At 49.0% G+C, this 19,876-nt stretch carries 15 protein-coding genes; 2 read left to right on the top strand and 13 right to left on the bottom strand.

Going from position 1 to position 19,876, the window contains the following annotated elements:
- Nucleotides 1-42: 42 nt before the first annotated feature.
- The 7 genes from PMG25_RS09880 to PMG25_RS09850 form a co-directional block, all read right to left on the bottom strand.
- Nucleotides 43-1,977: an N-acetylmuramoyl-L-alanine amidase gene (locus tag PMG25_RS09880; protein WP_283766732.1), complete on the bottom strand. Its 1,935-nt coding sequence runs from the start codon at nucleotides 1,975-1,977 to the stop codon at nucleotides 43-45.
- 187 nt (nucleotides 1,978-2,164) lie between these two features.
- Nucleotides 2,165-3,598 carry a cation:proton antiporter gene (locus PMG25_RS09875; RefSeq protein ID WP_283766731.1) on the bottom strand — a complete coding sequence of 478 codons (1,434 nt, stop codon included), beginning with the start codon at nucleotides 3,596-3,598 and terminating at the stop codon, nucleotides 2,165-2,167.
- A gap of 97 nt (nucleotides 3,599-3,695) precedes the next feature.
- Nucleotides 3,696-4,505 carry a carbon-nitrogen hydrolase family protein gene (locus tag PMG25_RS09870; RefSeq protein ID WP_283766730.1) on the bottom strand — a complete coding sequence of 270 codons (810 nt, stop codon included), beginning with the start codon at nucleotides 4,503-4,505 and terminating at the stop codon, nucleotides 3,696-3,698.
- A gap of 138 nt (nucleotides 4,506-4,643) precedes the next feature.
- Nucleotides 4,644-6,845 carry a molybdopterin oxidoreductase family protein gene (locus PMG25_RS09865; protein ID WP_283766729.1) on the bottom strand — a complete coding sequence of 734 codons (2,202 nt, stop codon included), beginning with the start codon at nucleotides 6,843-6,845 and terminating at the stop codon, nucleotides 4,644-4,646.
- Nucleotides 6,846-7,159: 314 nt separating this feature from the next.
- On the bottom strand, nucleotides 7,160-8,671 hold the full coding sequence (locus tag PMG25_RS09860; protein ID WP_283766728.1) for an MFS transporter: 1,512 nt from the start codon (nucleotides 8,669-8,671) through the stop codon (nucleotides 7,160-7,162).
- 101 nt (nucleotides 8,672-8,772) lie between these two features.
- Entirely contained in the window at nucleotides 8,773-9,324 is a 552-nt protein-coding gene (locus tag PMG25_RS09855) for a hypothetical protein (protein WP_283766727.1), read from the bottom strand.
- A gap of 69 nt (nucleotides 9,325-9,393) precedes the next feature.
- Nucleotides 9,394-11,256: a ferredoxin--nitrite reductase gene (locus PMG25_RS09850; RefSeq protein ID WP_283766726.1), complete on the bottom strand. Its 1,863-nt coding sequence runs from the start codon at nucleotides 11,254-11,256 to the stop codon at nucleotides 9,394-9,396.
- 291 nt (nucleotides 11,257-11,547) lie between these two features.
- On the opposite strand from PMG25_RS09850, the gene PMG25_RS09845 reads away from it, so the two are divergent.
- Entirely contained in the window at nucleotides 11,548-13,608 is a 2,061-nt protein-coding gene (locus PMG25_RS09845; protein WP_283766725.1) for an OmpA family protein, read from the top strand.
- A gap of 333 nt (nucleotides 13,609-13,941) precedes the next feature.
- Here the strand turns inward: PMG25_RS09845 and PMG25_RS09840 are convergent, their stop codons facing one another.
- The 6 genes from PMG25_RS09840 to PMG25_RS09815 all read right to left on the bottom strand — a co-directional run bounded on the left by PMG25_RS09840 (nucleotide 13,942) and on the right by PMG25_RS09815 (nucleotide 18,248).
- Entirely contained in the window at nucleotides 13,942-15,129 is a 1,188-nt protein-coding gene (locus PMG25_RS09840) for a hypothetical protein (RefSeq protein WP_283766724.1), read from the bottom strand.
- The gene (locus PMG25_RS09835) at nucleotides 15,123-16,307 is read right to left on the bottom strand and encodes an NB-ARC domain-containing protein (protein ID WP_283766723.1); all 1,185 of its coding nucleotides are present in this window, start codon (nucleotides 16,305-16,307) and stop codon (nucleotides 15,123-15,125) included. Before PMG25_RS09835 ends, PMG25_RS09840 begins: the two co-directional genes overlap by 7 nt.
- Before the next feature lie 42 nt (nucleotides 16,308-16,349).
- Nucleotides 16,350-16,730: a hypothetical protein gene (locus PMG25_RS09830; RefSeq protein WP_283766722.1), complete on the bottom strand. Its 381-nt coding sequence runs from the start codon at nucleotides 16,728-16,730 to the stop codon at nucleotides 16,350-16,352.
- A gap of 4 nt (nucleotides 16,731-16,734) precedes the next feature.
- Entirely contained in the window at nucleotides 16,735-17,001 is a 267-nt protein-coding gene (locus tag PMG25_RS09825) for a hypothetical protein (protein WP_283766721.1), read from the bottom strand.
- Nucleotides 17,002-17,033: 32 nt separating this feature from the next.
- A complete protein-coding gene (locus PMG25_RS09820; protein WP_283766720.1) occupies nucleotides 17,034-17,402 on the bottom strand; it encodes a hypothetical protein in 369 nt (122 codons plus the stop codon).
- Nucleotides 17,403-17,495: 93 nt separating this feature from the next.
- Nucleotides 17,496-18,248 (bottom strand): Uma2 family endonuclease, encoded by a 753-nt coding sequence (locus tag PMG25_RS09815; protein WP_283766719.1) that lies wholly within the window; start codon nucleotides 18,246-18,248, stop codon nucleotides 17,496-17,498.
- Nucleotides 18,249-18,458: 210 nt separating this feature from the next.
- Here PMG25_RS09815 and PMG25_RS09810 point away from each other — a divergent pair, with 210 nt between their 5' ends.
- Nucleotides 18,459-19,793, top strand: coding sequence for a HEAT repeat domain-containing protein (locus PMG25_RS09810; protein WP_283766718.1), 1,335 nt, complete (start codon nucleotides 18,459-18,461; stop codon nucleotides 19,791-19,793).
- Nucleotides 19,794-19,876: the final 83 nt, after the last annotated feature.

Genomic DNA, 19,876 nt, shown 5'->3' with positions numbered 1-19,876 from the left:
AAATGAACCCTGATGAGGGCGTGAAACTTTCCGAACGTAGCTCTAGTAGTATTGCCGGATGTACAGCAAAATTCCATTGGCGATCGCCTGAGCCATCTGACTTCTAAAGGCCGGATTCATTAACCTAGGAGCATCCTGGGCCCCGGTTACAAATCCCGTTTCCACTAATACGGCGGGCATCGAAGTTCTACGCAGGACGTAAAAGCGAGCGCGTTTTACTCCCCGGTCTCTCATCGGTATGCTCCGGAGGATGGAACCTTGAATCGTCTGGGCTAGGCGAAGGCCACTGTTGTAGTAGTACGTTTCCACTCCATTGACATCCGGGCGACTCATACTAATTGCATTGGCATGAATACTAACAAAGAGGTTGGCGTTGACCCGTTCAGCTAGATTCACCCTAGGAGCCAGGTCAATTTCTACTTCGCGATCGCGGGTTAAAACCACTTGCACCCCATTTTGTTGCAGAATGGCGGCCACTTGTCGAGAGATATCTAAAACTACGTCCGTTTCTCGCAGTCCACGAATGCCGACTGCACCGGGATCGCGGCCCCCATGACCCGGATCGATCACCACCCGAATTCGAGAATTAGGCGTGCGCCCTGGAGTAGGTAGGGGCCATTGGGTACGGGGTGGAGTCGTGGGCTGAGGGGGGAGAGGATTCGCCGGTCGAGGAACCGGAATGGGAATGTTGGCTGAGGGCGGAGGAGTCGTGGCAATGGGGGGCAGGGGAGTCGTACCTGACCCCAAGGATAGGGAAATCACCTGAGAACCCGGTTGATTAATCTGTCCCAAGGTGAATCCAGAACGAGGGGTCATGGAAATCACCACCGTTTGGTCGTCAGCTTGTTGCACATCAAAACGGGTAAAGGGACTATTTCCCCCTGTAGGCATCTGAGGCGGATTTTGTCCTAAGCGAGCGGGAGATAATCTTAAGGTATAGACGGCAGCATTGGGCCAGTCCCCCACCGCATTCATTCGGCCACTGGCACGAATCACCAATTGGGCATTCGTGCTATTGCCAGACACCTCGATCGCCTGAATCAGGGGCGGTTGACTCGGATCGGGGACATTGGGATCGGGGGCTTCAATCTCGCGACCAGCCGGCCAAGGGTTAGCACTAGCCACATCGGTTCCACTCCCCGCTCTGGGAATCAGCACCACCCCTAAACGATTGGGTAAGGCTTGCCAATCTGCACTATTGGGGTTGACATTGAGAGTAATGCGGGTTCCCGTCTCATCCCCCTCTAAGGGGCTGAGAATTAGTTGATTGACCCCTCGGCTATTAATATTTAAGCGTCTGGGGTTCAAATTATCGGGGACACTCACCCCTTCAAGGTCGATTTCAATTTGACGCTGATCTGAAGAGCGCTCAACCCTAGCAATTTCCGGTTGGTTGGTGGTGCGAATGAAAAACCCATCACCGGTGATGCGAACGGCTTCAATTTTATTTCCGGTGGTGCTGCGGTTTGGAGAGGGTTGTTGAGCCACCGGCCGAGAAGGAGGAGGTGAAGTTAAGGTGGGCTGAGGATTGGAGCGTGTTGGGGTGCTACTCTCTCGTTGGGGTTGGGGCAGTTGCACCGTCCATCGGGAAGGAGAATCTCCCACAAATCTGACTTGAGAGGGGTCGAGGGTGTAGCCAGAGTTTAATTCAATGACGATGCGGGTGGTGTTGCGCTCAAATTGTCCGGTTCTGACTTGTTTAATGCCTGGGGTTGAGACCAGTTGGGAGCGAATTTGATTGCCCAAACTGGTTCCCGGCAGATCGATCACTAAGCGGGTGGGATTAAAAATCAGTTGAGCGCTGGGTTGAACTCGACCATTGGTGGCAAATTCCAGACGATTGTTTCTGGCATCAAACCGCCAATATTGTAAACTGGCTGCTTGGACTGGAGCTGACCAAAGCCAGAGTCCTAAAAGGCTAGATAATAACCAATGCAGTTTCACAGATGGGCCTCTAGAAGAGTGACTAAATTTCATGACGGTTGATTGGGAGGAGTCTGTAAGTAACAGTCAAGTCACTATATTACAAGTGCTGACCAAAAAAAAGATGGGGGGCAATCCCGGTGAAGATCGCGATTAGATCGCGATTCTCACGGTATGATTGCACCCCCATAATTGTTGTTTCAATGCTGATTGTAATGCCGATGGGCGGCGATCGCCTGAATTATTTGCTCGATTCTGATTCGGCGATCGCTGCGGGTTCTTTGCTCGGTTCCCCACTGGATGGTTCTGAGGGTTCTGATTGTTGAAACGCCACTCGCAATAAGGGGGGCGCAACAAACGTGGTCAAAATGACCATCACAATAATCGCCGCATCCAACGATTCAGGTAGGACACCACTGGCAGAACCGACTCCAGCAAAGACTAATCCGACTTCGCCCCGTGGAATCATCCCCACACCAACGGCAATCCGATTAACCGGTTCACCACCGAAGAGGGTAAATCCACTGACTACTTTACCAATAATCGCCACGACCACCAGGAAACTAGCAATAATTAGGCCTTCCCGGTTACTGGGAACCGCAGGGTTGAGAACCGAGAGATCGGTTTGCGCCCCCACGGTGACGAAGAAGACGGGAACGAGCATAAATCCGATGGGTTCCACTAATTCTTCCAGTTCTCGATGTTTTTCCGTTTCTCCCAAAATTAGACCGGCGGTAAAGGCTCCTAAGATGGCTTCGAGTTGAATAACTGCACCGATATAGGCAAAGATAAAGGCGATAATTAATCCACCAATTAAGAGGGTTCCTGGAGTCGTCAGTTTATTCAGTAAACCCATAAAGTAGGGCATGACCAGGCGACCCAAGATAATCGAACCAATCAGGAAAGCCGCAGCACTAATCACCAGATAAATAATGCTGGAGACTTCCACTTCTCCTTTTTCTGCTAAAGAGGCGACGATCGCCAGAATAATAATGCCGAGGATATCATCTAATACAGCCGCACCGATAATGATTTGTCCTTCTTTGTCATTCAAACGTTTAATTTCTGCCAGCACTTTCGCTGTAATTCCAATACTGGTGGCGGTTAAGGCTGCACCGGCAAAGATAGCGGGAATATTGGGCACATGGAAAAAATAAATCAGTCCTAATGTACCCGTTAAAAACGGGACAACAACTCCAGTAATGGCCACTAAGGCTGACTGGACTCCGGCATCAATAAGTTGTTTTAAATCTGATTCTAAACCAATTTGAAACAGGAGAAAAATAACCCCTAATTCTGATAAAACGGAAATCACTTCACTTTGAGCCAGAAAAACACCATCGGCTGCTTCTGGGGTTAAACCGGCTGTTTTTTCCAGCACTGCAACAATCAGGGATTCATCCGCACCTGCTCCGCCTTCTGGAAAAACCAGTAATTTAAGGACGGAAACTCCAATGACAACCCCTCCTAAAAGTTCTCCAAGGACGGGAGGTAAATCGAGGCGAGCGCATAATTCACTACCGATTTTACTGGCAAGATAGATGGTAACGAGGCTCAGAAGAACCCCAGCTAAGACGAGGGTAGCACTGGGAGCTTCGGCTTCGGTTGCTGTGGCTAACAAGGGGGTGAGGCTGGTTGGGGTGTGAGAACACACCCAAGGGAGTATTTCAACCATTATGTTATTTAACTCATCGATGTCTACTGTACAGGTTCTTTACAAATGTAAAGCAAATATGAAAAAAAACGAAAGTAAGAGTTTCACATGATTGTGATTAGAATACACGATGATGTAAGCTCGGCATTTGTCGGCGTACTTGTTCTAAACGGTCGGGATGAATTTCGGCGATCGCCACTCCCGGTTCTTCTCCTGCATCAGAGAGAATAATCCCCCAAGGGTCGATAATCATGGCATGGCCATGGGTTTTGCGCCGAGCGTAATGGCAACCGGTTTGGGCAGGAGCGATACAATAGCAGGTATTTTCAATAGCTCTGGCTTGCAGCAACACTTGCCAATGATCTTTACCGGTATAAGCGGTAAACGCCGCCGGAACAAACAAAACTTCTGCTCCTCGCTGGGACAAGGAGCGGTACAACTCCGGAAAGCGCACATCATAACAGACAGATAAGCCTAAGCAACCCAAGTGTTCTGATTCGTAGATGGGGGGGAGTTGGGTTCCCGCTTGCACAGTTAAGGATTCTTGGTAGGTATTTCCGTCAGGGACGTTGACATCAAACAAGTGGACTTTTTGGTATCGGGCCAACTCTTCACCGTTGGGGTCAATCAACAAGGCTGTATTGTGGACTTTATCGCTGCTCACCGGGATGGGAAATCCGCCTCCTAGGAGGGTCACTTGGAACCGTTGAGCCATAGTTTTGAGAAATTTCTCAGTTTGTTCGGCGATCGCCCCGGCTTGGGCAACTTTCTCCGCTTCAATGCCCATGAAGGAGAAGTTTTCCGGTAAGCCGATCAGTTCTGCTCCTTGACGTTTGGCTAAGTCAATGAGGTCTTCCGCTTGGCTAAGATTGTTCTCCAGATCTGGCTCACTGGTCATCTGGATAGCGGCTGCGAGATAGGGTTTCATGGTCTGAACTGGATGTGAGGAATAAACCATCTAGGATACCCTTTGGATGAGCATTAGGGAAAGATGGTCAGAGAGTGGAGCGCGAGGGAATGGGGAATGGGGAATGGGGAATGGGGAATGCCAGAAAATTCTATTTTTTTAACTTGTCACTATTGGGGCATTTAACTGGGACATATCGAGGGTTGAGTCTTCAGAGTTGGCGGATAAGGCTTCAGGAGAGACGGGGATTAATTGGACGGCGCAGGCTTTGAGTTCCGGTTGTCCGGAACTGGGGCAAGCTTCGGGATGGGTTAACATATTGGCTTCCGTGCGATCGCCCCACATAGCGCCCCAATGCATGGGTGCAAACACGGTTCCCTTAGTAATATTTTTGGTGAGTTTCGCCGGAAACCGACACCAGCCGCGCCGCGATCGCACATCCACCATCATCCCCTCCGTAATCCCTAACTGCTCCGCATCATAAGGATGAACCTCAATCTCTGCTTCTGGATGCATCTTCTGAATCTTATCAATGCGACCCGTCCGGGTTAACGTATGCCAATGGCCATAGAGCCGTCCCACCGTCAGTACAAACGGATACTCGCCATCCGGCGGTTCCGCCAGTCCCCGCGAATGGAATGCAGCAAATCGTGCCCGACCATCAGGGGTATTAAAACGCAAATCCGTATACATGCGAGCTTGCGGTTCTCCCCCTTCTGTGCAAGGCCATTGCAGCGGCCCTTCATTGCGTAATCTTTCGTAAGTAATTCCCCTCTGTTCGCAGGGGCGATTCGCCGTCAGTTGGATAAATTCATTACGCACCGCTTCCGAATCTGCAAAATCAAACTGCTGCTCAAAGCCTAATCTGCGTCCCACTTCGGCAAAAATTTCCCAGTCGGGACGCGCATAACCCGGAGCCGGTCGAAACGCCGGACAGAGCGTCACACGGCGCTCCGAATTCGTCATCGTTCCCGTCTTCTCGCTCCACTGAGCTGCGGGCAGCAACACATGGGCATATTGGGCCGTTTCTGTGGGATAATATGCATCTTGGTATATGGTGAAAGGCGATCGCAACAACGCCGCCTTTGTCCGCTCCAAATCCGGCATACTCACCGCCGGATTCGTCGCCGCAATCCACAAAACCCCCACCCGGTCTTGTTCCAACCCCTGAATCATCTCCCAAGCAGACAACCCCGGTTGAGGATGAATACTACCCGGAGTTAACCCCCAGAGTTGCTCCACCTCCCGGCGATGCTGTTCATTCTTCACCAACCGATACCCCGGCAAAATATGGGCCAGTCCCCCCGCTTCCCGGCCACCCATCGCATTCGGTTGCCCCGTAAGCGAAAACGGGCCAGCTCCCGGTTTACCCATATTCCCGGTCATTAAATGCAGATTAATCAACGTCCGATTCTTCGCCGTCCCTTCCGAAGACTGATTTAACCCCATCGACCACAGAGACAGCACCCGCTTCGACTCTCCCCACCAGCGAGCAGCCTGTTCCAAATCTTCCACCGAAATCTCGCAATTTTGCGCCACTAATTCCGGGGGATAAGACTCGATAACCTGAGCATAATCAACAAACCCCGTGGTTTGTTCGTCGATAAATAGGGAATCAATCAATCCCCACTTCTGCAATAAATGGGCAATGCCATTCATTAAATCAATATCCGTTCCCGGCTTAATCGCCAAATGCAAATCAGCCGCTTCTGCCGTTTGCGTCTTGCGCGGGTCAACCACAATCAATTTCACCTCTTTATTTTTCTTGTGATAAACCCGCAAGCGGTTAAAAATAATTGGGTGACATTCCGCCGTATTCGTACCAATTAAAAACGCACAATCGGTGAGTTCCAAATCATCATAGCAACAGGGCGGGCCATCCGAACCCAAACTTTGGATATATCCCGACACTGCCGAAGACATGCACAAGCGCGAATTGGCATCAAAATTATTGGTTTTCAGGCAACCTTTGAGCAACTTTTGGGCAATATAATAATCTTCCGTTTGGAACTGTCCCGACCCATACATACAAATAGCATGGGGGCCTTGAACTAAGCGCGTCGTCTTAATTTTGCCCACAATGCGCTGGAGCGCTTCATCCCAGGTGACTTTACGAAATGGCTCATCTAAAGACTCGCGCATCATGGGCGTTTTGAGGCGATTTTTATCTAAAGATTCACTAATAGTTGCGCCTTTAACACAAACTTTCCCAAGACTAGAGGGATGGGATTTATCTCCCATAACTTTCCAGATGGGATTACCATCTTTGTCTCGGTTGGTGGCTTTACCAGGAACAGCAGGAGGAGAAGCTTCGAGACCGCAACCGACTCCACAGTAGGGACAGAGGGTTTTGTATACCATAGTGTTCAATTAAAAATTAAAAATTAAAAATTAAAAATGGGGGAGTGGGGGGATGGGGGGATGGGGGGATGGGGGAATGGGGAGATGGGGGAATGGGGGGATGGGGTGATGGGGAGATGGGGGAATGGGGTGATGGGGGGATGGGGTGATGGGATGATGGGGAGACACAGATACCTATTGCCTATTGCCTATTGCCCATTGCCTATTGCCCATTGCCTATTGCCTATTGCCCATTGCCTATTGCCTATTGCCCATTCCCTATTGCCTATTCCCATTCCCTATTCCCTATTCCCTATTCCCCATTCCCCATTCCCTTATTCGGCCGCAATGGGTTCCACGTGGGGAACAGTCGTGGCTTCCATTTCTCCTTCGTGGTGGTCGGCGAAGGAGCCTTTGGGTTCTTTGAGGAAGAAGGCGCAGAGGAAGGCGACGATGAGACTGGCGACTCCTAGGACTTCAAAGAAGACTCGGTTACCCACATCTCCGGAGGGGAGCAAGCTAAAGAGGGTGAGGTAAGCGACGGCTCCGACGTTGCCGTAGGCTCCGACATTACCGGCAATTTGTCCAGTGACGCGGCGTTTAACGAGGGGAACCATGGCGAAGGTGGAGCCTTCTCCCGCTTGCACGAAGAAGGAACACATCATGGTGAGCATGACAGCGAGGGGTAAAAACCAACCGCCGGTAACGCGGCCCATCATCAGATAGGCAATACCCATACATCCGGTCAATACTGCCATAGTCATTTTACGGCTTCCGAGGCGATCGGAGATTAAACCGCCTCCAGGACGGGACATTAAGTTCATGAAGGCATAACTGGCAGCAATCATACCGGCGGCTTGTTTGCTGAGGCCAAAGGTTCCTTCAAAGAAGGCGGGGAGCATGGAAACAACTGCGAGTTCTGAGCCAAAGTTGACAATATAGGTGAGTTCTAAGAGGGCAACTTGGGAGAAGTCATAACGGTCTTCGGCTGGATAGCGCTTTTTGCCGAGCATGAGTTCTTTGTTTACGTCCCAGCAGTTATAGGCTTGGAAGAGATAGAGACCGAGTAAACAAGCCCAAACAATATAGAGTTGGGACGTATTGAGAAAGCCGACTTTACTTAAGCGCCAAGCGAGAACAGCCAGAATGCCAGAGAGGGGAATATTCATCAGCATTAGGAACCAAAAGTCTTTTTTGGTGGTGACTTCTAGGCCGGTAGCTTTCTTGGGCTTTTGATAGACTTTGCCAGGGGGAGTGTCTTGGACGCTGAAGAAGTAGAGGACTCCATAGAGGGCGGCAATAATTCCGGTTCCGGCAATGGCGAGTCGCCAGTTGATGAGGCTACCGGCTCCGAAGGTGAGAATGGCGGCAATGGTGGGTAGGGTGAAGGCGGAAGCAGCAGAACCAAAGTTTCCCCATCCTCCATAGATGCCTTCAGCGAGACCAATTTCTTTGGGGGGGAACCATTCGGCAACCATGCGAATGCCAATGACGAAACCTGCACCGACGATGCTGAGGGCGAGTCGGCTAATGACCAGTTGGCTAAAGTTTTGGGCGCTGGCGAAGGCGATGCAGGGAATGGCTGCATAGACGAGCAGGACAGAGTAGGTGATTCTGGGCCCGTATTTGTCCAGGAGCATCCCGATGATAATCCGGGCGGGTACGGTGAGGGCGACGTTACAGATGGCAAGGGTGCGAATTTGGCCGACTTCGAGACCGAAGTCTTCTCTAACGGCGGTGGCTAGGGGGGCGAGGTTGAACCAAACGACGAAGGAGAGGAAGAAGGCGAACCAGGTCATGTGCAGAATTTTGTATCTGCCCTGGAATGACCACATTTCTTTGAGCATGACGATGAATTAAGTAATGAGTAATTGAGTAAGAAGTAATGAGTAAGGGGTAAGGGGTAAAACCGGGTTTTTCCTATTCCCTATTCCCTATTCCCTATTCCCTATTTCCCTGTCCAGGGACTGACTTCGAGGACTCCAGTGGGAGCCATGACGACGAGGAAGGGGGCAGCGCTGGAGCTGTTTTCGGTTTGGGCTAGGGTGGCGAGGGGGGTTTCGCTGAGGTGGTCGGAGGCGAGGGAGTTTAGGGGGGTGTATTTGGCGATCGCCCCTTCTTGGTTAACCTCCACCTGATACACTAAACTCTCGGAGAAGGTGGGCGCAGTTTGCCAACTGCTATCGATTTGCTCATAAAGTTCGGAGCCTAGCTTGGTGAGAGTTGCTTCATCAACCATGGCAAGGGCTTCAGGCTCTACGGTTTCGGTCATAACTACAGGAGTTACTGGAGTGCTACTGGCACTAGCAACAATGACTTCTTCCGGTTCCGGTTCTGGCGCGACGGTTTCGGCGACTTCGGTTTCGGCGGAAGCGGCTTGGGCTAACAGATGATTCCAACGACTGGCCATCAGTCCAGTAAATATCACCACACCCACTAAGCTTAAGCTTTTTAACAAGACAGACTCAACGGGGGAAAGACGGTTGTGATGTGCAGACATTTTTGCGATACTCCGAAATAAGACTAAAATTTGTGGGCTGGGGAAACTCCCCCAGTTTTTTTATGGCTTCTAAACGTCAAGAACAATGTCTCCGACGGGATGAGCGCTACAGGTGAGGATGACTTCCTCCTGTTTACCCAAAGCTTGAGGGTCTTGGAGATAGCGAACTTCTCCAAAAACCAAGTGTTGTTGACAGGTTCCACAAGTTCCAGAACGGCAACTCGAATCTAGGTCAATACCTGACCGTTCTGCGGCTTCCAAGATGGACTCGCCCTCATAACAGGTGAAGGTTTTACCCATTTTGGTTAATTGCACCGTTCCCACAGGGGGTGCAACCGGTTCAGAGGTGTGAGATTTTTTCCCATTGCCGTTAACTTCTGGGTTCACTGGGGCTACATAGCCCGGTTTCGGTTGGGCCCCAAATTGCTCAACAAGCAGGTTGCGTAAGACGGGTTTGAGGTCTTCGCAGGGGATACCTTTCATGACTTTTTCGCCCAGTTGTGCTTCTTTGCCGACTTTTCCCCCCATGAAGATATCAACGGCTTCTACGCTTTTCCCGTCTTTGCGGGTTTTGGTTCCCATTAAGCCGATATCGGCGACTTGGGGTTGTCCGCAGGAGTTGGGGCATCCTGTCCAATGGATGCGAACCGGTTTTTCTAGGGTTAATTCCTGACTCAGTTCTGCAATCATAGCGTTGGCCTGATTTTTGGTTTCAATCAAGGCAAATTTGCAGAATTGGGAACCGGTACAGGAGACGAGGGCGCGGGAGAGGGGGTCGGGGTTGAGGCTGAATTTCTCTAATAGAGGTTCAGCGAGGAAGGCTTCTAGACGGGAGTCGGGAATGTTCGGAATAATGGCATTTTGTTCGACAGTGAGCCGAATTTCTGCATTGCCGTATACCTCAGCAAGCCGGGCGAGTTCAAACATATCGGGGGCATAGAGCCGACCGACGGGAATGTGCAGTCCAACATAGTTGAGTCCAGCTTGTTTTTGCGGGTAAACTCCGATGTGGTCGCGCTTGTCCCAGTCGAATTCGTCTTTGGGGGCGGCTTCTTGGAGACGTTTGCCGAGTTGTTCTTCGACGGTGGCTCGGAAGCGTTCGATTCCCCATTCGTCAATGAGCCACATGAGTCTGGATTTTTGGCGGTTTGCCCGCAGTCCATGGTCTCGGTAGACTTCGAGAATGGCGCGGCTGACGGCTACGCAGTCATTGGGTTCTATCCAAGCGTCTAGGGGAATGGCGGCTTCGCAGCGTTTGCCGGAGAAGAAGCCGCCGACGATAACGTTGAAGCCGAGGATACTGTCTTTGTAGGCGGGAACGTAGGCGATGTCGTTGATTTCGGCATGAACGGAGTTGTCTCGGCCGCCGGCGATCGCAATGTTGAATTTTCGAGGTAAATTAGTAAACTCAGGGTTCCCTTGACCAGAATTAGTAATCATGTCCTGGGTTGCCTGCACCAGGGGGCGGGTATCAATCAGTTCAGCGCCATCAATGCCAGCGACGGGAGAACCGGTGATATTTCGCACATTATCCATCCCCGATTGTATGGAAGTTAAGCCCACTTGCTCGAATTTCTGGAAGATTTGGGGAATGTCTTCTAGGCGAATACCTCGCAGTTGCAAGTTTTGCCTTGTGGTAATATCGGCATTGCCGTCTTCTCCATATTTTTGGGTAATTTCGGCTAAAGTTCGCATTTGTTCGCTGGTGAGGATACCATTAGGCATCCGCATTCTGAGCATGAATTTGCCGGGGGTGACGGGCCGGAAGAAGATTCCCAGCCATTTGAGCCGTTGGTCGCGGTCAGTTTCGTCTATGGATTCCCACCCAATTTGGGCAAATTGTTCGAGTTCCTCTTTGACGGCTAATCCGTCTTTTTCGGCCTTAAATCGTTCAAATTTATTGAGTTTTTCGGTGGAGGGAACGGTGGTCATAGATAAAGAACCTCTTTAAGTTCGGTAAGAATTGATCTGGGTCTGCTCCGCCGTGAATTAGCTAGTATGTTAGGGAGATCGATCGCAAGGTTTCGTATTTCAAATTACAAAATATTTATTTTTATGAAGTTCTTGTATGATAAAAGTGCAAAACTTACATAAGTAATTCAAGTGTGAAGGTCTCAAACCCCGATTCAATAGGGGTTAAAGGTGCAAAATGACTGAAAACGCGCTGGTAAAGAACGGCAAAGAATCTGTAGAACCCATTAATTACAGTAAGGACTAGGATCAATGGCAGAGGATCTAAACAAACCACAAACAGAAGAGTCAATTGAAGAAGATCCTTTAACACAACTGCGGAATCTACTTATCCCACCGGAATCTTATGAGTTGCAAAGCAAACAAAAAGAATTGCAAGAGCTGAAGCAAGAATTGGCAAGCTTACAGAAGAAAGGGCCGGATGTGCAGGAGTTAACGCGGGTGTTAGTGCCGGTGGTGGGGGAGGAGGTGAAGCGGTATTTAATGCGATCGCCCACTAGCCTGATGCAATGGCTTCATCCAGCCTTGACTAGCACCATTAAAGACAACAAGCAGGAAATTGCCGAAACCCTGATTCCTCTGATGCCGAAACAGAATCAGGGGATGCTCTCTCCAGGAAATTGGGATCGGCTGTTGGATGAACTGCTGCGGGGAGTTGATGAGCGGATTGAAGAGTCCTTGAAAGAGTCGGATGAGCGAACCCGTAAGCAGTTCGATCGCTGGCTACGGACGGATCTGATGGAGTATATTGAAACTCACTCGGAGGATGTGGTGCATCTGATTTTACCTCAGTTAGTGCCGCCGTTGCAAAAGCAACTTAAACGCGCCCTCCAACCCTATTTAGAACAGCAACAGGAACTACTCGAAAGCCAATTACAGCAGCAGTTAACGGAGTGGATGACGCAACGACTGCAAGAGTCGCGGGAAGAGTTGGTAAGGTTGCTGACTCCCAAGGAGCAGCCTGCGTTGCCTTCGGTGGAGGATCTGCAACCGGCGATCGCCGCTCAGGTGAACACTCAATTGTCTGAGAAGTTATCAGAGTATGTGCAAAACCAAACATTACCGGATTCTTCGGAGCTGGTAAAAAGTTTGCAACCGACGCTAGAGAGCTTAATTGGACAACGGGTGGAGCAGGTACAAGGGGAATTATTGGGACAGATCAACCTGCCGGAAAATCCGGATATGCAACAGCTCGAATCTGCCCTATTGAGTCAGTTAGAAGGATTAGTGCAAGCCAAAATTGATAGTCGCGTAGAAGCGCTAGTTGCAGAAAAGATCGAAACTGCCTTAGCCGGATTGCCTCCAGCACCTGAACCCTCGGAACAACGCACACCAGAAGAGTTAATGGAACTGCTCAGTCCCCAAATTGAGGAGTTAATCGCCGCTAAAGGGGGGACTGGAGAGGGAGAAAAAGCACCCCATGTACCGGCTACCTTGGTGTTTAAGGAAAAAGTGGAAAACCTGCGCTCTGGCGGTATTTCTAAGGTTTGGCTGGCGGCTCTGGCTTGGGTGGTGGCGATCGCCCTGTTGCCATTAGGCTGGTTTGCCTATCGCTCGATGCGGGAAACCCGGTTAAGTCGCCAAATTACAGAAGTTTTGGCGGCTTCACCCACCCTTGCGCCCTATCGCTTAGATGCACAAGTGAGAGGGGATGAGGTGACGTTAACCGGACAATTGCCCGATCCGAGTTTACAAGCAACCGTAGAACGGGTGATGGAGGAAAATGCCCCGAATTTGGAGTTAGAGAATCAGGTAGAAATTATTGCCCCCCCTCCCACACCGGAAGAAATTCAAGCAGAGGTCACCAGGGTAGAGGCAACATTGGATCAGTTAGATGGTATTTCCATTTCGGCTGAGTATGCCAATGGGGAAGTTACGGTAACTGGGACGGTGATTCAAGCTGCTGATGCTACTCGCATCACTCAAGCGTTTACGGAAATTCCCGGAGTCGAAGCGGTAACTAATACGGTGCAAGTGCAACCCCCACAAATTCCGATTCGCATTTATTTTACCGTCAATTCCGCCCAGTTACCGACGACAGATATCCGAGTAAAAATTATTCCCTTGGTAACGCTGTTGAAACGCTACCCCGAATTAAACCTGAAAATTGCCGGCCATATTAGTCCCGATCAGGAAGAAGAAAACGGTCAAACCTTGAGCCGTCAACGGGCGGAAGCGGTGCAAAAGGTGCTGATTCAGCAGGGCATCGATCCCAAGCGGCTTCAGGTGGAGGCGATCGCCTATCCGCCAGCCGATGTCAACCCTAACCAAGCGGATTGGCTCAAGCGAGCTGTTGTTTTTTATCCCCAGTAATATCAAGTTCGCTTATTCATGTCCGCGAAGCGGAAATACCCTAATTAAAAATCCAGGGAGCAAGATGCTCCCACTCCAGTCATATCAAAGAATTTGAGGAGTGCGGGCATCTTGCCCGCTTCTTAACAAATTTTCATGTCCGCTTGCGGAAACCGGACTTGATATAAGGAGAGGAAGATAGAGATTTTACAGGGAGTCGGGATCGATATCGAGCTGTCGCAGTTTATCCCGTAGTTGTTGTAATTCTCATTCTAGAAGTCTTGCAGGGTTAGCGATCGCGATCGCCGAAAGTGACAGCAGAGGGTTCAGGAGAAGGCGATCGCATTTGTGGCGTTATTTCCAAGAGAACTCATCTTTGAAGTTACCTGTAACCCAGCCAATTCTTTCTAAATCGTGCCACAACCACCGATAAACCATCTTAGTTACTGGATAGCATCCTAAAGAATCTTCTCTCATATGAATATAAGGATAAATTGGCTCACTGCAATCTCGTAAATGTAAGCGATCTTGCACTATCTTCCGAGACAAGTGAGGCAAGCGGGAATCTTCCCTTAATAACCTTTGGTCGCCCAATTTAAAATCTACACGATTTTTAGAACCTTTAGGCAAGGGAACCCAACACCAACTAATACTAACTGAGCCTCGCTTATGTTTAGGGGGTGTAACCACACCTACGATTTTAGCAGGTAGGATTGATGCAAGTTGTAACTCTGGTAGAAGATGACTGAACCAAGTATCAAGCAACTGTTGATAGCTATCAATTGCTTTTTGATAAACATCTTCTACATATTCAAGCACAATCTCAGGAGAGACTATATCAGTTTCACAGAAATATCTGAATGTGGATGGAAGAGTTAAATAAGTTTCATCTTGTGAACGACTTTTGTTTAATTGATCTTCTAATTGACTGATGCAAAATTTAATCATTGGTGAAGCTTTAGAAATTTCTAGTTTATCTAACCTAGATTCAATCTCATCTATCCGAATTGGTTCAAAATCAGGGTAACGTATTCCTGTTACATATAAGGCTCCATGCCAAGCTGCCTCGAAAGAAAGATAACTTCCTGAAACAGGAATAGATCTCTGGTTTATCAATTTAGACAGTTTTTTAGTAATAGTTTGAAAACTTTTCTTCCAAACCCAAGAAGGTTTTGGTTCATATGGCATACAGTTAATATTCCATCCTTCATCTAAAAGAGTTCTAAGTTCTGAATCATAACTAGAATTTCTACTTGCAAAATATTGACTTACTCCTGGAGGCAAACAAACAACATTATCACCCATTTTATCACCGAAGTAGTAGGCAATGACCATAGAAGTTAGAGTAATGTCATCCGTCCATTTTGCATCAACCATAGCCGTGCCTATCCTAGGGAAATCACCATCTTTAGTGAAGGTAATGACTAATTGACTGAGAGAACCAATTCCTATTGACCAACTCTGCATCGCAACTCGAAATAGTTTGCCAATTCTCAGAGCAGAAAGTGCTGGATTTTGTATGCCAAAATCCCAATCTAACATTTTTTGATGAAGTATCTGGGATGCACTAAATGAATTTTTTTAACAATTTTTGCAAACTCATGAGTTATACTTTCTGGCAACTCAGCATCATGTAGATCGACAAGTTTTACTTGAAAAAATTCTCGCATCAACGGATGCAGTTGATAGCGCTCTTCCTCCACCCGTTGCAATAAGCTCAATTCCACCAAGCCTGCTTGCCAGTCCTCTAAATCTTCCTCATCTACCTCCGAATGAATCGTTTCTACCCATGACCAAGTTATCGGTGCTGGAGCAAACAAACTCAGCAACCGTCCCAACTCCTTCTCTTCTTCTGTCAAGTCTTGCCAACTCAACTCAAACGCCGCAGCTACCCCCCGCTCGGCCGTCATCTCCGCCGACCTATCCTGCAAAGAGCGATGCTCTAATCCCAACCGCTCCCGCATCTTCAGCAACGATAAATCCCGTTTCTTGGCCAAATACCGTCCCACCAACTCCAACGCCAAGGGTAAATAGCCCACATCCGCACACAGGGCTTTCGCTGTCTCCCACTCCCGCTCTATCCGCTCCCCTCCCACAAATGACACCAATAACTCCAATGCCGCCTCTGCTGTCAACACCTGCAACTCTAGGCGTTGAAAGGATTCCCACTTTTGCTTGCGCGTGGTCACCAACACCTTAAACCGTCCATCCGACGGCAGCACTCCCTCAATCGTCTCGTACTCCTGCACATCATCAAACACCACCAGCACCTTACCCTCTGGCTTCCAGTGCTGCCAACAGTAATCTACCCGCTCTTTCAAACTCCACTCTTCCGAAGGATTCAAATCCAGCCGCGACCTAGCAAAGCTCAAAAACTGCACCGCCACATCCACACCGCGCCCCTCCAACCAGCACACTCCCCCCGGATAAGCTTTTTCCAGAAACCGACGAGCATACTGTAATGCCAACTCCGTCTTGCCAATTCCCCCCATCCCCGTCACCGAAGTAATCGCCACCCGCTCCGTTCTCTGGAGCTGCTCGTGTAACCGCTCCATCACTTCATCCCGTCCCACAAACACCCTAGCCCCCGTCAGTGGCAAGTTCTGCGGAACCCCTACCGGTAGGGGTTTTGGGGGTTGATGGACAATCTTACCAATGGCCGTCCCCACTGGCCCCTCGAAATTCATCTGTATTTCTGGCTTAGACTCCTCTTCCGGCATAACCGGTTAACCTCCAGTCCTCAGTAATCTCTTTCCTACCCATCAGTTCAAACTGCTCAACGAACGAACAGTAACACGACCTCCAATCACAGCATCAAGCTGTATCTGATAGCCATACAGCAGACTCATCCCAACCAAAGGCGTAGTCTCCGAGGCATTGATATCAATTTGTCGAATCTCTCCATCCCAATTTACAGAACCACGGTAAACATCAAAAACACAACTGCTTCCGTCGCCTAAAGTGCCTTCTTCCCGCCTGTAAGCTCTGAGTTGGAGATCGGTCAGCACCGATACAGGCAAAGTTAGAAAACCAGTAAAACCCGTATCAATCACAGCATCAATAACTTGCCTTTGCGAACCCACATTACCCACCACCAGCCGGAGTATGGCCTCGCAATTGTGATTAACTATTCCCTGCATCATAATGTTACAGTAAGCGACCGACTCCAAAGCGATGAACACCCTTGTATCCAATGCGAACGCACCAGATTTGTGCATCCGGGTATCGTTCCATTAATCGATCCGAAGCCGTCATGGTATCCTCTGCTAGTTCAAATGCTCCAGTCTCCAGATCGATCGCCACAATCTTGCCATAATTGCCTTCCTCAACTTGAGGACGCACCTGAGATTGATAAATCTCATTCCCCCGTCGCGCAAATTCTTCCTTACCGTAGCGAAATGATTCAACTGTCATCAGTCTAACCTCATGCTTTTCTAAAAAGGGCATTATGGATTCTGGAACCCTTCATAAGCTGCCACGAAAATATTCACATAAGCATTATCCGTCAGTTCCTTCAGCGCCTCGACTCCTCCAGCCTTCAACGCTGCCATTACTCGCTCCTTGAGCGCCGGATTTTTCTCTATCCCGTTCACTGCAACCTCAATCTCTGCCTGAGTCTCCGCAGGCAAGTCCTCCGGGTAGGAGCGATTGAGCAATTGCAGTAACTGCTGAATTTCAGCCGCCGAATCCGCCAGACTCTGCTTCAGATTAACATTTACCGTCCCCGCTTTCCCTACTGCGCTATTCACAGAACTTTTGAAGTTCATCTGCACTTCGATATTAGTTGGGGCATTTTGAGAGGCTTCATTGCTCATACAAGTCATTCTCTATATTGCTAGATTGTTAGTCTAAAGTTTAACCGAAATTCAATGGACGAAACAACACTAACCGATCCAACCGACTTGATATTACAGGGAGTCGGGATCGATATCGAGCTGTCGCAGTTTATCCCGTAGTTGTTGTAATTCTAATTTCGCTCGTTCTGCTCGTTGCTGCTCTCGTTCTGCTCGCTCGCTTGGTGTGGGTATCCAGTTGCCATCTGCATCGCAGAAACGCAACCATAACCCCTCCACTCCCTCATATTCTCCTTGCCATAGTGCCAAACCTAAACCTAATTCTTCTAACCACACCTTCTTTTCCGATAAATCCAGGGGTTCGTATCTGCCAGCATTGAGGATAAACCCCCGCAACTGATTTTGATAGCGATCGTAAATCAGATAATAGGGAACCTGTAAAATTTGTTCGTAAACTTCCCATTTTGTCGGTGGTTTTTTCTCTTCACGCTCTGTACGTCCTAAATCTTCATCTTCCGTTCCTGGGGAGGCTAACTCAATCACCAGAAAGGGACTGATTTCTTCTTGCCAAATCACATAACTGAGGCGTAACTCTTGTTGATTTCGGCTACGCTTGGCTCCCAACACCACAAACCAATCGGGGCGTTTGTACCAGAGGGGATGATTGCTGTCATAGTAGAGATTGAGATCGCTGGCGATAAAATAGTCTTGTTCTTGGTAGCAGGGAGATTGACAAGTTTGGGTGAGTAAATCGGGTTGGTAGTCATGAAATTCATCAGGCAATCCAGGTTCCTCCGGGTTTTCGCTGGGTAGCTCATACATGGTGGGCAGGGATTTCTGCTTGGGATGGGGATAGAGTTGAATCATGGCTGTCTAGATCTAGCACGGATAACAAACTTGAACACCATTTTAGCTTGGCGATAAGGGCTAACTTGGGTGGAAAAAAGCATAGATTGGATGCATAAAGCTCATAGGGTTATAATTTTTGTTGTTTCCATTACTAAAATCGAGAGAAAACTTGCTTAGGGTGACTGGATACTCTAAAAAAAATTCAACATAATATTTGAGTCGTACTATATGAAAAGGTTAAAAACGGCGATCGCGTCTCAGGGCCACCATGATGGAGAACAAGAGGATCAGTTGTATCTTGAGTTTCAGCATCAGGTGCAGGTTTGGCAAGAAGGAATAGGGGACGATCGCCGATTAGAGCTATTGGATTTAGGGTTAAGGGTTTTGCGCTCTGGGGATTTTCAGATGCGGTGGGATGTGGCGAAGCTGTTACCCAAGTTGGGATCGAGGGCGATCGCCCCATTATTGCAACTTTTGGCAGATGAAGAGGAGGATGAAGAATTACGGTGGTTTGCGGGCAGTATTTTGGAGAAGTTTAACCAACCGGTGGTGATTGCAGGGTTGCTAGAGGTTTTAAGAACGACTGAGAGTGAAGAATTACGCGCTTTGGGCGCTGATATTCTCAGTAGTTTTGGTGATTCTGCCCTGGCGGTGTTGCAAGAGTTACTGGAAAATCCGATGACGAGGGAGTTGGCGGTGGGCGCTCTGATTCGGATTCGCCATCCAGAGGTGATTTCTGCTTTGTTAAAGGTGGTTCCGGATGAGAATCCCCAGGTGTATACTTTGGCTCTGGAGGGATTGAGTTATTTTCAAGATCCCCGTGTGGTTCCGGCTTTGATGATGGGGTTGGAGCATGTGATGGCAAGGGTGCGCTCTGCTGCGGTGGTGGGGTTAGGATTGCGCTGCGATCGCCATTCCCTAAGTCTGGTATCGAAGGAGCAGGTGGTTGGGAAGTTGCGCGATCGCCTCTGGGATTTCGATCTGCAAGTGTGTAAACAGGCGGCGATCGCTCTGGGACGTTTGGCAACCCTGGAGGGGGCGATCGCGCTCTCTGCGATCCTTCGTTCTCACTGTACCCCTAAACCCTTACAACAGAGTACCATTCAGGGATTGGGACTGATGCTAGATTCAGATTCAGAAGTCGCTCATTTTGCCCTGGAGACTTTGCTAGAACGTTTTCTGAGTGGTCGATATTCGGAAACTATAACCCTAGAGATCGTTAAAGGGGTGGCACAGGTGCAACCGCAAGAACAACGAGAACGAGTCACGAGCGCATTGATTGAGGGCTTAAATTTGGAGTTTTCCCCCAGGGTTAAGGGGGAAATTGCCTTAAGTTTGGGGTATTTAAAATGCGATCGCGAAGCGACTCCAAAGGAGTATCGCGCTCTGGCGAGTTTAATTGAGTTATTAGCTCAAGAGGAGATGACGGTGCGTCTTCATGCGATCGCCGCTCTGAAACCATTTGGCGATCGGGCTTATCAACAACTCCAGTATCTGAGTGAACAAGCCAATGTACCTAGGAAACTGCAAGATGGATTGGCGATCGCTCTACAAGAGTGGTAAAACTTAGCCTATCTTCAACAATTGGTATCTTACTTAACGAACACCACCGTCTTTTAACGCTATAATTGCAACCAGTTATACCA

This window comes from Roseofilum capinflatum BLCC-M114 (assembly GCF_030068505.1).
In the GTDB taxonomy this organism is placed as follows: domain Bacteria; phylum Cyanobacteriota; class Cyanobacteriia; order Cyanobacteriales; family Desertifilaceae; genus Roseofilum; species Roseofilum capinflatum.
This window is presented reverse-complemented; position numbering and strand designations above follow the sequence as displayed.

What these genes read in the sequence shown, in the direction of transcription:
- PMG25_RS09880 (WP_283766732.1), bottom strand. Translation starts at nt 1,977, where the DNA reads ATGAAATTTAGTCACTCTTCTAGAGGCCCATCTGTGAAACTGCATTGG.
- PMG25_RS09875 (WP_283766731.1), bottom strand. Translation starts at nt 3,598, where the DNA reads ATGGTTGAAATACTCCCTTGGGTGTGTTCTCACACCCCAACCAGCCTC.
- PMG25_RS09870 (WP_283766730.1), bottom strand. Translation starts at nt 4,505, where the DNA reads ATGAAACCCTATCTCGCAGCCGCTATCCAGATGACCAGTGAGCCAGAT.
- PMG25_RS09865 (WP_283766729.1), bottom strand. Translation starts at nt 6,845, where the DNA reads ATGGTATACAAAACCCTCTGTCCCTACTGTGGAGTCGGTTGCGGTCTC.
- PMG25_RS09860 (WP_283766728.1), bottom strand. Translation starts at nt 8,671, where the DNA reads ATGCTCAAAGAAATGTGGTCATTCCAGGGCAGATACAAAATTCTGCAC.
- PMG25_RS09855 (WP_283766727.1), bottom strand. Translation starts at nt 9,324, where the DNA reads ATGTCTGCACATCACAACCGTCTTTCCCCCGTTGAGTCTGTCTTGTTA.
- PMG25_RS09850 (WP_283766726.1), bottom strand. Translation starts at nt 11,256, where the DNA reads ATGACCACCGTTCCCTCCACCGAAAAACTCAATAAATTTGAACGATTT.
- PMG25_RS09845 (WP_283766725.1), top strand. Translation starts at nt 11,548, where the DNA reads ATGGCAGAGGATCTAAACAAACCACAAACAGAAGAGTCAATTGAAGAA.
- PMG25_RS09840 (WP_283766724.1), bottom strand. Translation starts at nt 15,129, where the DNA reads ATGTTAGATTGGGATTTTGGCATACAAAATCCAGCACTTTCTGCTCTG.
- PMG25_RS09835 (WP_283766723.1), bottom strand. Translation starts at nt 16,307, where the DNA reads ATGCCGGAAGAGGAGTCTAAGCCAGAAATACAGATGAATTTCGAGGGG.
- PMG25_RS09830 (WP_283766722.1), bottom strand. Translation starts at nt 16,730, where the DNA reads ATGATGCAGGGAATAGTTAATCACAATTGCGAGGCCATACTCCGGCTG.
- PMG25_RS09825 (WP_283766721.1), bottom strand. Translation starts at nt 17,001, where the DNA reads ATGACAGTTGAATCATTTCGCTACGGTAAGGAAGAATTTGCGCGACGG.
- PMG25_RS09820 (WP_283766720.1), bottom strand. Translation starts at nt 17,402, where the DNA reads ATGAGCAATGAAGCCTCTCAAAATGCCCCAACTAATATCGAAGTGCAG.
- PMG25_RS09815 (WP_283766719.1), bottom strand. Translation starts at nt 18,248, where the DNA reads ATGATTCAACTCTATCCCCATCCCAAGCAGAAATCCCTGCCCACCATG.
- PMG25_RS09810 (WP_283766718.1), top strand. Translation starts at nt 18,459, where the DNA reads ATGAAAAGGTTAAAAACGGCGATCGCGTCTCAGGGCCACCATGATGGA.